We start from the raw sequence: 15,192 nt of genomic DNA on the forward strand, positions 1-15,192 counted from the left end.
TTATGAAAATAAATAAATACTTATGCATTTTTGTTGTGATTATTTTATCACAATTCAATATTTATTCTCAAACTTATGATTCTTCGGATTTATATTTTGAAGAAGCAAAAAAAGATATTGCAGAACAAAATTATACAAGAGCAGCAAAGTTAAGTTGGCGAGGTTTACAATTAGCCCCAGACGATTTAGATTTAAAAACGCTACTTGGTAAAGCAAATATGTCTTTAGGTAGATATGATACTGCAAGATATGTATTAAAGCAGGTATATTTAAAGAGAAGAAAAGACATTGATATTTTAGGATATTTAGTTACAATAGAACAAACAACAAAGAGGTATTCAGATGCTATTTGTTTTGTAAATGAATTATTAGAAATTACTCCCTACAGTAGAGGTTGGTGGAGAAGGAAGATTAACATTTATAAAGAAATGGGTAATTTTGAAGAAGCTGAAAGATCTTTGAAAAGATTGTACCAGATTTACCCAGATGATACAGAGATTAAAAACGATTATAACTACATCATGTTGGGTGATGGAATAGATGCTGTAAAGAATAAAAAATACGATGATGCCAATAAAGTATATAAAACAGTAATAGATAATGACCCTACAAATAAAGATGCGTATGTGGGAGTTATTCGAAACGAAATTTTAAAAGGAAATCCTGAATATGCACTACAATTTACAAATAGAGCTCTATTAGAATTACCTTTTGATAAAGAATTAGTTAATAGAAAAATAGGTTTATTAACTGATTTAGGAAGGCATGAGCAAGCTATTGCTTACATTAAACAATTACCTAGTCCTGATTTTGATGACTTAAAAAAGAATAATCTACCTTATTTAATGCAAGAATCTGCTAGATTTAATGAGTATAATGATCCTTATGAAATCAATAAAAAATTGGTTGAAATGAATGGAAATTCAGACTCACAAACCTATGTAATTAATAATGCTTTAGGTAAAGGTTATGATGTTGATGCTGAATATTTCTTAAAAAAAGGAATAAAAAGAAGCCCAAATAACAAAAAGTTTTTAGTACAGTTAAAAGAGCTATATAGACCAATAAAAGACAAAGAGCGTTTTGAGAAAGAGGTTATTAAACTTCACGAAAAATTCCCTAATGATACTGATATTACCAATGATTATAACTTAATAATGTATAGTAGAGCTAAAGACTATGTAGAAAATAGACAATTTGATTTAGCTTTACCAATTTTTCAAGATTTAACTTCTGTACCAGATTTAACTCAAGAAGCAGAACAACAGATTTTTGGTATCTATTTAAGTTTAGAACAATATGATGAAGCAACAGATCAAATCGATAAACTAATAGGTCTTGACCCAGATAACCCTGATTATCTTATTAGAAAATCTACCTTATATCAAAAAATGGAATTGTTTGATGATGCTTTAGAAATTACTAGAGGTTTAGAACAACAATATCCTTTAGAACCTAGATACTCTAGAATTTACGTAAGTCAAGTAGAAGATTATGCAACTTATCTGATGCGTGAGCAAAGATATAGTGCTGTACTGCCTGTTGTTGAAGATGGTTTAACAAGAGAAAATAATAACAAAAGATTATTAAATATCGCAATTAATGCATCATCTGCAATACCAGATTATCAAAAAGGAATTGATTATAGTTTAAGTGCCTTAAGTTTTTATCCAAATAACAAAGATTTTAATTTAAAACTCTCTAATCTATATTCTAAAAATAACGAGTTCGAAAAATCTGTTGCTATTCTAGATTCTTTAAAACTTACATACAAATATGATAGAAAAATAAAAAACTCTCTTGCAGAAATTTTATTTTTAAGAGCAAAAAAACAGGAAGAAGATGGTTTGGTTGAAGAGGCTCTAGCTAATTATGATTCTGCTATTTCACTTAATCCAAATGATAGAGGCTCATTAATGAGAATGGTAAACCTTCATATAGTTCAAAAGCCTAATGACGAATCTTTAGATTTTATAAATGAAAGGTTAGAAGAAACTCCAGAAGATAATTTCTTAAAATATAAAAAGGGTATTGTTTTCGAATTATTAAAACAATTTGATTCAGCATATTATTATCAAAAATTCAGAGAAATTGATAACCCCTATGAGAAAAGCGAATGGAACAAAGCTCTTGAAGTTATAAAAGCAGAACAACTTAAAAATACATTAGCTGCTACATATACAGAAGCAAGTTCAGACTCAACTGCTTTTAGTACTTCTTTGGCAAGTTTAAATTACAGCCATAGATATGATGATAAAAACACCTTTGGTGCCGATGTTAACTATGCAGCAAGAAGATCTGGAGTTGGTGTACAAGGTGGATTAAATTACTCTAGAATATTCTCTCCAACACTTTATGCTGATGTTGGTGTTTTACTTGGTAATAAATTTTTTCCAAAATTTATTTTGTACGGTAATGCTTACAAAGGATTAAAAAATGGTTATGAAGCACAAGCTGGTATTCGTTTTATGAGGCTTCAAAATGATATTAATTTTATAGTATTAAATTTAGGTGCATCTAAAAGTTGGGAAGATATCTGGCTTAATGCAAAACTAGCTTTAATGAGAGATGATAAATTCAACTATTTTAACTTTACTGTACAAACAAGAATAAATGTTAATCCACGTAAAGATTATGTTTCTCTAATTGTTTCTGGTGGTAGTGCTCCTTTTAACGATCAATTACCAGAAGGCGAAGCAGCACTTTTGGATTTTTCAAATATATTAATTGGTGCTGGTTATAAATACAATATTTCAGCAAGAACTGGTTTAATAATTAATGGAAGTTGGATTAACTTTCAAAGTCCTATAACAGATAGTACTACTTTAGCTTACATAAATCAATACAATTTATCTGTGACTATTGTAACAAGATTCTAGCAAAAAATATTGCTTAAAAGATTAAAATGCTGAAAAGATATAATTTATTCATATTATTTATTTTTTGCTTATCATCTTGTGCACAAAATAAAGCTATATTTTACTCTAAAACAGAAAAAATTATTCCTGTAATTAACGTACCTCTTTCTGCGGATATCCTTTTAAGCAATGCAGCTGAAGATTTTAAAACTAATTTTAAAATCATTACTGGTGAGTCTTTAAGAATTGAAAGAAGTGATGGATTAAATGATAATTACAATTATATCGTTTTAAGAATTAATCCTACTCAAAAAGAAAACTTTTGCATTTACAGGAAAGAAAAAAATATAACAATACAAGGTACTTCTGCCCAAAACTTGGTTTTTGGTATTAATGATTTTTTTAAAAAATATACATCATTAAGTTTTACACAAAAAAATAAAGGTGTTGTTAATTCTAAACTAGATTCAATTATTGATACACCAAAAAAGTTTAGTGTTTGCTCAACTCCATCATTTGAATATAGAGAGCCTTATTTTTCTACTAATTTCAATACCAACTTTTCTAACTGGAATAAAACAAATTACCTTGAAAAAGAATGGGGAATTTGGGGGCATAACTTGCCAAAAATTTTAAAAGAATATGATTTACCAGAATCTGTTTACGCTAAAAACGGATCAAAAAGATTAAAAAAACAATTCTGTTTTACTAGTGATAGTTTATTTAAATATGTAAATAAAAAAGTAAAATTAATCTATGATAGCGATCATGCTTTTAATAAGTTCATGATTTTACCTAACGATAACAATATTGTTTGTACTTGCTCAACTTGTAAGGCAGTTGGAAACACAAAAAATGATGCAGCCCCAGCTGTTTTCACTTTCTTAAATAAATTAGCGAAAATACATACTAATAAAAGGTTTTTTACTGCTGCATACATAACTGTTAAAAACGTTCCTAGGTTTAAAGCTGAATTTAATACAGGTATATTTTACAGCACCATTAATATTCAAAAAGGAATTCCGATAGAAAAGTCTAGTTATTTTAAAGGTTTTGAAAAGGATATAAAAAAATGGCGTAAATATGTAAATAATGTTTATATCTGGGATTATTCTGTAAATTATGATAATTATTTTGATATTTATCCTTCATTAAGCGTAACTCAACAGAATCTAAAGTTATATAAAAAGCTGGGTGTAAATGGAGTTTTTATTCATGGAAGTGAATATAGCTACCATACTTTTCAAGAATTAAAATCAACAGTATTTGCTAAATTGTTATGGAATATTAATTTAGATATTAATAAAGAAATTGCATACTATTTTAATAAAAGGTTTTCAAAAAAACTAGCAGAGTCTTTAACAAACTATTACACATTTATTGATGAAGCTTTTGCTGTAAATAATAAAGAGTTAGGAATTTACAGTGGAATTAACAAAACCACAAAAAAATATTTAGATCCAAAAGTATTTTTTGATTTTTATGAAGAATTTGATTTGCATACTCAAGCAAATAAATATGATAAAGATTATTTAAAATTAGCAACTGCCCTTACATTTCTTAAACTAGAAATAATGAGAGATTATGGTTATGGAAAATACGGTTTTGCATCTTTAAATAAAGATAAAGAGATTATTGTTAAAAATGATATTGGTAAATTACTAGATAAATTAACTGTTTACAGCAAATCATCTAATGTAAAAACTTACAATGAAATTAAATATAAAATTGAAGACTATGTAGATGGTTGGAGAAAAAAAATATTTAATGCTCATAAAAGAAAGCATTTATTTTTTAAGAAACCTTTTGAAGTTTTATCAAAGTTAGATGAGGGATATCAAAATACTAAAATACTAAATGATGGGGCTTTTGGTTTAAGAGATTATAATACAAACTGGCACATTGTTTCCGTAGACGATTTAATATTAAAAATTAACAAAAAAGATGTAGATGGAGCTAAAAAAATTGCTTTATCTTTTTTACAGGATCAAAAACACTCTATTTATTATCCAAATTCAGTAGAAATTTTAGATACTAATAATAATTTAATAAGAAAAATTGATATAAAATCAAAAAATAATAAATTAGAGATTAAAGAAGTGTCTATAAAAATACCAAATGAGTTTGATAGTGAACAATTGCCAGAAACTTTTATTCTACACATCAAAAAAAACAAAATAAATGGCAAAAACTTATTAGCTTGTGATGAAATTATATTCTATTAAAATATTAAATTTACAATTATGAAAAATATATATTGGTTATTATTAATTCTAGTAATCACATCATGTGATTTAAGAAAGCCAGATTTAGATACCGTAGAAAGAACAAAAATGGAGATAATAGATCCTGAACGTCATTATTATCCTATTTTAAGGGGTTCTGAACTAACTGCAGCTTATAAACTATTTAATAGAGGTAATGAGCCTTTAATTATTTATGATGTGCAAGCCTCTTGTGGTTGTATAGAAGTAGATTTCCCTACAGGTTCCATTGGTAAAGATAACTTTGGTTTTATAACTGTTGATTACGATAGTGCTAAAAATATTGGTTATGTAGAATTTTACATTACTATTTTAGCAAATACAGAAAAAGATGTTTTTACTACCATTAAATTCGATTTAAATGTAGTAACATCACCTCATTATACTCAAGATTATGAAGAAATTTATCTAGAGAGAAGAAAAGAAAACCTTGGTGGTGAGGTAGATGGAGATTTAACACAACAAGGTTATTATATAGACGATACAAGAACCGTAAGATAAAAATATTAATTAAACAAAAATCAAAAATTATGAAAGCAAAATACCAAAGTGTTTTAGAATTAGGTCAAGAATTAAATATCCAAAATGGCGATGTTAAAGAAGAAAACGGAGTTTTACATGTAAGTGGAACTGCAAAAACTCAATATCAAAAAAATCTTCTTTGGGATGAAATTAAAAAAGTAGGTGGTGAGAACCCTGCTGATATTATGGCAGATATTAAAGTAGAAGACGAATCTGTTTATGCTTACCACACAGTAGAAAAAGGAGAAACTTTAGGAAAAATAGCGAAGCATTATTTTGGAAACGCTATGAAATATAAAGATATTTTTGAAGCGAATACGAATATTTTAAAGAACCCAGATTTAATTCACCCTGGTCAGGAATTAGTTATTCCTAATTTATAGAACATAAATTAAAATTAATTATAAACCGAAACTTTTTGTTTCGGTTTTTTTATGTTTGCAATTATGAAAACATCTTTACTACAAATAGAACCAGTTTTGCCATCTGCAGATATTAAAAGAGATATTGATTGGTATCAAAAAAGAACAGGCTTCTCTCCTATTAATGCTGATAATATGTATGCTGTTCTTAAAAGAGATAAACTATACATTCATTTACAATGGCATGCAGATACTAAAGACGATCCTCTTTTAGGTGGTTCTGTCATTAAAATTTTTGTAGATAATATTGAACCAATATTCAATGAGTTTGTAGAAAGAGGAACCATATTAAAAGACAAACTACACCTTAAAACTCTATAGAAAACTAATGAATTTGGCTTTTTTGACTTAAATAAAAATGCTATTTTTATTGTAGAAGATATTTAACATGAAATCTAAAGAATATTACCAAAAACTGAATATTAAATTCATGAGTTATTGGAAAATAAAAAGAGAGAATAAATTAAAGTATGTTATTAAAAGTACATGTTTTTTTGCTATTCCTTTATCTCTAGTTTTAGGAGTTAGTATCTTTGGTACTAAAGAATTACTTTCTACAAAAAACCAAATACTTACACTTACTACTTTTATTGTGTATGGTCTGTACGTATTTTTTATAGAATATAGAATAAATGAAAAGAGATACCAAAAACTACTAAAAGAACAACAAAATTTTGATCAATAACCCAAAACTTTTTTCAAAAGAAATTCTAAAAGCAATATTAAAATTAATTATTGCTGGTGTATTAATTGGTGTTTTAAAAGAATATGATTTTATAATCGCTATTATTCTTATTTTAAAGATAATTCACAATATCTATAAAGAAATTTTTAAACCAAAACAAAAAAATTGGATACTACTCATTGGTATGTTATTAACTGGTTTTGGGGGTATTATTGGCGAAACATGGGGAGTAGCAAACGGTTATTGGGAATATCATAAAGTAACAAGAGAAATTCCTCTTTGGGTACCTTTTGCATGGATGCTTGCTTTCCATTATTTATATAAATTAGAACGAAATTTAATTCCTTATTTAAAAAATCAATCGCAAAAAAATAAAATTCTTTTGGCAATCATTCTAGCAATTATTTTACCTGCTTTTGGTGAAGTTATTACCATTCAACTTGGAGTCTGGACATACTTTTGGCCTTATCAAATTTTGGGAGTGCCCTTGTATGCCTTTCTGTGTCTAGTTTTTGTACACATGTTGGTGTATACAATTTTACACTTTATTTGTAAAAAATATAAAATCAATGATATTGTATATCATTAAAAATGCCAAGCAATAATTCTTGTAACTTTATTTCCTTGATTCATTGGAATAATAATAAACTCTTTCACTCCTAACTTTTTAGACGATTTCTGCAAACTCTCCACATTCTCTTTTTTAGAAACCAAACTTGTAAACCATTTACTTACTTTCGGGTTTAATGAACTTTCATACAAGTAAGTATGTAAAAAAGCCTTTTCTCCTCCAACATACCACAACTCAATATTATTTCCTGAAAAATTACGAACAGTATTATTTCCCAAATTTCTAGACTTTCTTCTATTAGCACCTCTAGCCTCCTCTGCTGATTTATAAAAAGGAGGATTACAGATAGTTGCTGTAAAACTATCGTCTTCTTCTAAAATACCCTTTAAAATATGTAGTTCATTAAACTGTTGACGAAGTTCTATTTTAGAATCTAAATGATTATCATCTATAATATCTTGAGCAGTGTCTAAAGAATTTAAATCAATGTCAGTAGCCACAAAACTCCAATTGTATTCAGCTACACCCAAAAGTGGATATATACAAGTTGCACCTGTACCAATATCTAAAATTTTAATTTCTTTTTCATTTTTGATTAAATCATTCAGATAATGAATATAATCTAAACGCCCAGGAATTGGAGGGCATAAATTTTCATCTGGAAAGTCCCAAATAGAAATTTCATCATACGTAAACAATAAAGCTTTATTGAGTTCTTTTACTGCCTTTGGGTCTGAGAAATCGATACTTTTACTTTTGTATTTATTAATAAAAACAAACGTTTTTAAACTAGGATTTACTTTAATAAGCAAATCAAAATCATAACTTTTATTAAATTTATTTTTTAAATGTAAACCTTTATCTTTCATTACAATTCGAGTATTGTAAATTCTAATTGTAATGGTTTTAAAGATTTTTTTAGTGCCTTTAAAAAATCTTCTCCATACTCTAAATAATATTCAGAAAAATTTCTTTGCCTTTCTTCTAAAGATTGATTTGGTAATAATTCATTTTGAATTTTAGTAATTCTATCTACTAAATCTTTTTGCTTTCTTTTTTCGGCTTTCAACAAACGTTTTTCTAACTTTTCTAAACCCTTTAACTGTTTACGCTCTTGAGCATTTACAGCATTTAAAAATGTAATATCTGTTTGTTTTGCAACTTCTTTTAATTCTAAAAACTGATTTTTTAAAAACACTTTCCTTTTTGAAAAATTCAGTTCTAAATTTGAATTTTCAGCAACTTTTTTGGATAAAAGTTTGTGTTGATTTAAGAAAATATCTTCTTTAGTTATATCAAGTTTTTCAAGTTTTTTGGCTTGTTTTTCTGAAATTACTTGTACTGAATTGCGTAATAATAAAATTGGAAACGGAATAGTAACTTTATTAAAATAGTTTTTAAGCTGTAACCAATATGCTTGCTCTCCTCCACCACCAATATAACATAGATTTGGCAAAATTACTTCTTGGTATAAAGGCCTCATAATTACGTTTGGAGAAAAAGCTTGTGGGTTTTTATCAACCTCAAGTAAAATTTCTTCTTTAGTAAATTGCAAATCAGTTTCGTTTACTTTGTAAATTCCGTCTTCTAAAGTAATGCGTTCTCTAAAATCATCATCCAAATAAAATAAATTGATTTCTCTAGGGTTTACCTGAATTTTGTAACTTTTTTCTAATGCTGCTATTGTTTTAGAAACTTCTTTATATGAATATTGATTTTGTAACTCATCTTTTACATAAGGAGAAAATAGCTTTTTTAGTTCAGTATCATCACCATCAATAATAACTAACCCATATGTTGCGAATAACTCATTAGCAATGAAACGTGTAGCATCAGACAAATTTTTATGCTGCAAATAACCTTTAGAAAATAATTCTTTTAAGTAATTCGCATTTTTTGAGTTGCCTAAATGATGAGCAAAAACGTTAAAAACATCTTGTAAACCGTAAGTTGAAAAACGACCAACTGCTCCTCCATCTTTTCTATTCCAAGTTACTTTCTTCTCATCAAAATTGAAATAATTAATTTCATCAAAATCATGATCTTCAGTAGCCATCCAATAAATTGGCACAAAATTTTGTTTAGGGAATTTTATACTCAATTCTTCAGACAAGTTAATTGCAGAAAAAATTTTATAGAGAAAATAAAGAGGTCCTGTAAACAAGTTTAATTGATGACCTGTAGTTATTGTAAACGTATTTTCTTTTTCTAGTAGATCTAGATTTTGTTGTGTTTTTTCTGATATGGAAAAATTATGATATTGGTTTTTTAAAGATTCTACTAAAATAGAGCGAGTTTCTTTAGTATAATTTTGTTGCTTTTCTTCAATCTGATTTTTAAAACCATCAATATTAGGAAAGTTATTATAAAATGATTGCAATTGTTTGTTTCTTTCTAAATAATGGTGCATGGTTTTTGAAAAAAAACCTGTTTTCTGAAAAGGAATTTGTGTCACTTTCATACTAAAATTCTAATATTTTGCAACAATCAACCTCTACAATAGTTCTCATATATTTTGATTAATTTTTAGTAAAAATACAACTATTTTATAGGTTGTCGAAAATAGCAAATCAATCTAACAAATATTTAACGAGTTTAAAATATTGACTTTTAAGAATGTATTATATTGTTTACTTTTACCAAAATTCACAATCAAACTCATGAAATTTAAATCAATTCTTTTACTTTGTTTTTTATCAATTACAACTATTTATGGGCAAAAAATTCAATCTCCTTCAGAATTTTTGGGCTATGAAATTGGTTCTCGTTTTACAAGACATCACAAAATTGTAGAGTACTTCAAGTATGTAAGCAATACATTATCAAATGTAAAATTAGAAAAATATGGAGAAACAAATGAACACAGACCTTTACATATAGCTTATATTTCATCTCAAGAAAATATTGATAATATAGAAGACATTAGAAAAGCTAATCTCTCTCAAACAGGAATTATTTCTGATGATAAAGAGAATGAAAAAGCCATTGTTTGGTTAAGCTACAATGTGCATGGTAATGAAGCCTCAAGCACAGAAGCCTCTATGTTAACTATTTATGAATTAGTTACATCAAAAAAAGCATGGTTAGAAAATACTGTAGTAATTATAGACCCTTGTATAAATCCAGATGGTAGAGATAGGTATGTAAATTGGTATAACCAAGTAAAAAATACACCTTATAACATTAATCAAGATGCAAAAGAACACCATGAACCTTGGCCTGGAGGAAGACCAAACCATTATTTGTTCGATTTAAATAGAGATTGGGCTTGGGCAACTCAAGTAGAATCGCAACAGAGACTAAAAATTTACAACAAGTGGATGCCTCATATTCATGTAGATTTTCATGAACAAGGTATTAATAGTCCTTATTATTTTGCACCTGCTGCTGAACCTTTCCATGAAATTATTTCTGATTGGCAACGAAACTTTCAGACCCAAATTGGTAAAAATCATGCAAAATATTTTGACAAAAAAGGTTGGTTATATTTTACCAAAGAAAGTTTTGATTTATTATACCCAAGTTATGGTGATACCTACCCAACTTTTATGGGTGCAATTGGTATGACTTATGAGCAAGCTGGGCATGGAAGAGCTGGTTTAGGTATTAAAACCAATGAAGGAGAAGTTTTGACATTAAAAGACAGAGCTATTCATCATACAACAACAGGATTATCAACTGTTGAAATTTCCTCAAAAAACGCAAGAAATCTGAACAGAGAATTCAGAAAATTCTTTAAAAATGATGATTTGCCTTACAAAAGTTTTGTTCTAAAAAATGATAATCAAGATAAAATAAATCGACTTAAAATACTACTCGATAAACATGAGATTAAGTATGCTAATGCAAAAAGCGCAACCATAAAAGGGTATCTATACAATACTCAAAAAGAAGGTAAATTAAGTGTAAATTCAAAAGATTTGGTTATAAATACAAATCAACCTAAAGGTAAAATGGTAAGTGTTTTATTTGAACCAAAAGCAAAAATAGCTGATTCTTTAACGTATGATATTACAGCTTGGTCTATTCCTTATGCACATGGTTTTGAAGCTATTGCTAGTAAAAATCAAGTTGCTTCAACTGTAAAAAATGAAAGTAATTCTTTCAAAAACAAAATTAATAAATCTGCCTACGCCTATATTTCTAAATGGAATAGTTTAAATGATGCTACTTTTTTAGCAGCATTATTACAAAAAAATATTACACCAAGGTTTTCTGAAAAACCGTTTACAATTAATGGAAATTCTTTTGAAAGAGGGTCTTTAATTATTTTAAGAAACGATAATAGAAACAAAGATTTTGATAAAATTCTAATTGATATTGCAGATATAAATATGAGACAACTAACACCTGTTTCAACTGGTTTTGTAGACTCTGGTGTAGATTTTGGTTCTTATTCAGTTAAACCAATCAACAAACAAAAAGTTGCTTTACTTTCTGGTGAAGGAACATCTTCTTTAAGTTTCGGCGAAATTTGGCATTTCTTTGAAACTGAATTAAAATACCCATTAACAATAGTTGACTCTGATTATTTTAGTAGAATAGATTTTTCAAATTACGATGTTATTATTTTACCAAACGGATATTATAGTGAGGTTTTGAATAAATCTATGTTAGATAAATTAACTAAATGGACACGTTCTGGAGGTACACTAATCGCAATTGGGAACGCGTTAAATTCATTTGCAGATAAAAAAGGTTTTTCCTTAAAAAGAAAAAAGGCCAATGATAAAGATGATAAAAAGCCTAACTTAACTCCTTATGCAGATTTAGAGCGTGAAAATGCTAATAATCTAATAGCTGGAGCCATTTTTAAAAGTAAAGTTGATAAAACACATCCTTTGGCTTTTGGTTATAATAATGAATATTTCACTTTAAAAAGATCTAGTACTGCTTATAATTATCTACCAAATGGAAATGTTGCTTATTTGACAGAAGACACAAATAGTATTTCAGGTTTTGCAGGTAAAAATGTTTTAGCTAAACTACCAGAAACCTTATTGTTTGGAGAAGAACGAAAAGGTAGAGGGAGTATTATCTATATGGTAGATAATCCTTTGTTTAGATCTTTTTGGGATAATGGAAAACTCTTTTTTGTGAATGCCGTATTTCTATTAAATTCAAATAATTTAGATTAATACATATAAATTAATATATTTTTTAAAGTTTTTTTCTTTTTTTCTTAAAAATCAGAAATAAATTGTGACTTTTTGGTAATTAATGTTTCATAGTAATAGAAACAAATTAATAACACATAAAGTCAAAAATCATGTATAAAAGTACTTTTTACCAGATTATTCTTTTTACAATTACTGCTATTGTAATTTTTCAAGCAGGAAAGTATATTATTGAATTAAATGATTTAAGATCATTTACAGATGGAGGAGTTGTAATGTTATTCTTTATATCCTTTATTCTTTTTATAAACTATCTATCTAGATTAACTAGCAAGTTAATACATACATTAGGGTTCTAAAACCCTATATAAATTAATAAAAACTGCCTTGTAAATTATAATTAAGGCAGTTTTTGTATTTAAATTAGTATTTTACTAATATTTATATTAAATATTCTTATAATAGTTAACACACCAAGTAAGTATTCAGAATAATGTACAAAACAAAAAAACTCAAATATAAATATTTGAGTTTTAAAGTGGTACCTCCAGGAATCGAACCAGGGACACAAGGATTTTCAGTCCTTTGCTCTACCAACTGAGCTAAGGTACCATTGCATTAGCGGATGCAAATATAAAATGTTTTTTTACATCTACTAAATAAAATTTAAAAAAAATCTATTGTATTTTTGTTGTATTCTCAAAAAGTAAAATGAATTTAGTTGTAGATGTTGGTAATACAAGGGTTAAGGCTGCAGTTTTCAACCAAAAAAAAATTAAAAAAATTTTTGTTTTCAAAAAAAACAGAATTCTTTCAGAAGTAAAAAAAATTTTATCCGAATTTAAAATTGAAGCTTCAGTAATATGCAGTGTTTCAAGTTTATCATCTAAAAAGAAAGAAAAATTAAAAGTTCTTTTAGATTTTTTAGAAGTAACTTCAAGAACAAAAGTTCAGTTTAACAATTTGTATGCAACTCCGAATACTTTAGGTGTTGACAGAATAGCTTTGGTAAGTGCAAGTATTAATAAATTCCCAAATAAAAATGTACTTATTATAGATGCTGGTACATGTATTACTTATGATTTCATTTCTAGTAATAAAGATTATTTAGGTGGTGCAATTTCTCCAGGAATAGAAATGAGGTTTAAATCATTACATCACTTTACATCAAAACTTCCTTTATTATCTGCTAAAAATTTAGATCATTTTACAGGAAATAGTACTCCAACAAGTATAAATTCTGGAGTAATCAATGGTGTACTACAAGAGATAGAAGGGGTTATTAATCAATACAGAAGTGAATTTTTAGATTTAACAGTAGTTTTAACAGGAGGTGATACAAATTTCTTGTCAAAACAATTAAAAAGTAGCATATTTGCCAATCAAAATTTTCTCCTAGAAGGTTTAAATGAAATATTGATTTTAACAAAAACGAATGATTAAAAATATTCTGGTTATTATACTTTTATGTATATCTGTTTCTTTGTTAGCACAAAGAACAAGTTCTTCTCCCTATTCTTACTTTGGTATTGGTGATGAATTTAGTTCAAGAACAGTAGAACAGAATTCTATGGGAGGTATTGGTGTAGCATTCAGTCATTACAAATATTTAAATTTCACGAATCCTGCTGCTTACGCTAACTTAAGATATACTACATATTCTTTTGGAGCATTAAATAAAGACTTGAGTGTAAAGACTGCTAGCAGTAATCAAAGTTCTACTTCCACAAATTTATCTTACATAGCCTTTGCTTTTCCTATTGGTAAAACTGCAGGTTTTTCTTTTAGTATGCAACCAGTTTCTAGCGTCGGTTATTCATTAACAAATTCAAGAGTAGAAGCAGGAATTACGCAAGAATTAAATTTCTTTTCTGGGAATGGTGGAGTAAATCGTTTTTCTGGAAGTTTTGGAATTCAAGTTTATAAAGGACTATCTTTAGGTATTGAAGCAGATTTTAATTTTGGTAATGTTGAAAATAGTATTATAAATCAGAAAAGAGATGTAGCTTTAGCTACAAAATATATTGAAACATCCAAAGTTAGAGGAGGTTCTGTAAAATTTGGAGCACAGTATCTAAAAGAACTAAAAGATGGTTTATTATTAAATGTAGGAGCAACTGCAAAATTAGGAAATGATTTAACGGTTACAGGAGAAAATTATTTATATTCTTTAGTTTTATCTGGTTCAGGAGGTGAATCACCTAGAGATACACTAAATTTAGGAGATCAAAATAATGATGGTATTCCAGATAATATTATAGATGGAAAATTTACACTTCCATTAAAATCTACTTTTGGAGTCGGTTTAGGAAAGACTGATAAATGGTATGCTGGAGTTGAATATGAAACTCAAAATGCAATTTCTACATCTGGTTTATTAGCAAATGTTAATGGTGCCTATAGGTATGGAAATTCAAACAGAATTTCTTTAGGAGGTTACTTTTTACCTAAAGTAAACTCCATATCAAGCTACTGGGAAAGAGTTACTTATAGAGCTGGGGTAAGATATGAAAATACTGGTTTATTAGCAGACGGTTCAGGGAATAATACAAATTTTACACAAATAAATGACTTTGGCATAACCTTTGGTTTAGGTTTACCATTGAAAAGATTATCTAATGTTAATTTAGGTTTTGAATATGGTAAAAGAGGAACCATGCAAAATAATCTAATTGAAGAAACATATTTCAATTTTAGATTGAGCCTGTCTTTAACAGATAATTGGTTCGTAAAAAGAAAGATTGATTAACAAA

The 15,192-nt window shown here is 27.6% G+C and carries 13 protein-coding genes and 1 tRNA gene; 11 read left to right on the forward strand and 3 right to left on the reverse strand.

All coding sequences use genetic code 11. The annotated features are described in order from the left end of the window. Positions 1-2: 2 nt before the first annotated feature. The 7 genes from BTO18_RS06695 (at position 3) to BTO18_RS06725 (ending at position 7,340) form a co-directional block, all read left to right on the forward strand. Positions 3-2,879 carry a YaiO family outer membrane beta-barrel protein gene (locus tag BTO18_RS06695; protein WP_105015488.1) on the forward strand — a complete coding sequence of 959 codons (2,877 nt, stop codon included), beginning with the start codon at positions 3-5 and terminating at the stop codon, positions 2,877-2,879. Between the two features lie 26 nt (positions 2,880-2,905). Further along, on the forward strand, positions 2,906-5,083 hold the full coding sequence (locus BTO18_RS06700; RefSeq protein ID WP_105015489.1) for a glycoside hydrolase family 20 protein: 2,178 nt from the start codon (positions 2,906-2,908) through the stop codon (positions 5,081-5,083). 18 nt (positions 5,084-5,101) lie between these two features. Next, the gene (locus tag BTO18_RS06705; protein WP_105015490.1) at positions 5,102-5,623 is read left to right on the forward strand and encodes a DUF1573 domain-containing protein; all 522 of its coding nucleotides are present in this window, start codon (positions 5,102-5,104) and stop codon (positions 5,621-5,623) included. Positions 5,624-5,649: 26 nt separating this feature from the next. Further along, positions 5,650-6,027, forward strand: a complete 378-nt coding sequence (locus tag BTO18_RS06710) for a LysM peptidoglycan-binding domain-containing protein (RefSeq protein ID WP_105015491.1) — start codon at positions 5,650-5,652, stop codon at positions 6,025-6,027. Positions 6,028-6,090: 63 nt separating this feature from the next. Then, a complete protein-coding gene (locus BTO18_RS06715; protein WP_211295583.1) occupies positions 6,091-6,387 on the forward strand; it encodes a VOC family protein in 297 nt (98 codons plus the stop codon). Between the two features lie 67 nt (positions 6,388-6,454). Next, on the forward strand, positions 6,455-6,751 hold the full coding sequence (locus BTO18_RS06720) for a hypothetical protein (protein ID WP_105015492.1): 297 nt from the start codon (positions 6,455-6,457) through the stop codon (positions 6,749-6,751). Next, positions 6,741-7,340 (forward strand): hypothetical protein, encoded by a 600-nt coding sequence (locus BTO18_RS06725; RefSeq protein ID WP_105015493.1) that lies wholly within the window; start codon positions 6,741-6,743, stop codon positions 7,338-7,340. The genes BTO18_RS06720 and BTO18_RS06725 overlap by 11 nt, the downstream gene beginning before the upstream one ends. On the opposite strand, the gene rlmF is transcribed toward BTO18_RS06725, so the two are convergent. Together rlmF and bshC are read right to left on the reverse strand one after the other, a co-directional pair. Then, complete coding sequence (rlmF, locus tag BTO18_RS06730) at positions 7,337-8,191, reverse strand: 23S rRNA (adenine(1618)-N(6))-methyltransferase RlmF (protein ID WP_105015494.1); 855 nt, start codon at positions 8,189-8,191, stop codon at positions 7,337-7,339. The two genes, BTO18_RS06725 and rlmF, sit on opposite strands and share 4 nt — an antisense overlap. Next, a complete protein-coding gene (bshC, locus tag BTO18_RS06735; protein ID WP_105015495.1) occupies positions 8,191-9,783 on the reverse strand; it encodes a bacillithiol biosynthesis cysteine-adding enzyme BshC in 1,593 nt (530 codons plus the stop codon). The genes rlmF and bshC overlap by 1 nt, the downstream gene beginning before the upstream one ends. A 199-nt stretch (positions 9,784-9,982) precedes the next feature. Here bshC and BTO18_RS06740 point away from each other — a divergent pair, with 199 nt between their 5' ends. Further along, complete coding sequence (locus BTO18_RS06740; protein WP_105015496.1) at positions 9,983-12,460, forward strand: M14 family metallopeptidase; 2,478 nt, start codon at positions 9,983-9,985, stop codon at positions 12,458-12,460. A 131-nt stretch (positions 12,461-12,591) separates the two neighbouring features. After that, positions 12,592-12,798 carry a hypothetical protein gene (locus BTO18_RS17475; protein WP_146106886.1) on the forward strand — a complete coding sequence of 69 codons (207 nt, stop codon included), beginning with the start codon at positions 12,592-12,594 and terminating at the stop codon, positions 12,796-12,798. A gap of 180 nt (positions 12,799-12,978) precedes the next feature. On the opposite strand, the gene BTO18_RS06745 is transcribed toward BTO18_RS17475, so the two are convergent. Continuing rightward, positions 12,979-13,051, reverse strand: a tRNA-Phe gene (locus BTO18_RS06745). Between the two features lie 99 nt (positions 13,052-13,150). Between BTO18_RS06745 and BTO18_RS06750 the strand changes: the two genes are divergently transcribed. Together BTO18_RS06750 and bamG are read left to right on the forward strand one after the other, a co-directional pair. After that, positions 13,151-13,882: a type III pantothenate kinase gene (locus BTO18_RS06750; protein ID WP_105015497.1), complete on the forward strand. Its 732-nt coding sequence runs from the start codon at positions 13,151-13,153 to the stop codon at positions 13,880-13,882. Continuing rightward, entirely contained in the window at positions 13,875-15,188 is a 1,314-nt protein-coding gene (gene bamG, locus BTO18_RS06755) for a BamG family beta-barrel-assembly machinery protein (RefSeq protein WP_105015498.1), read from the forward strand. Before BTO18_RS06750 ends, bamG begins: the two co-directional genes overlap by 8 nt. The last annotated feature ends 4 nt before the right edge of the window (positions 15,189-15,192 follow it).

The organism is Polaribacter porphyrae, from assembly GCF_002954685.1.
Lineage (GTDB): Bacteria > Bacteroidota > Bacteroidia > Flavobacteriales > Flavobacteriaceae > Polaribacter > Polaribacter porphyrae.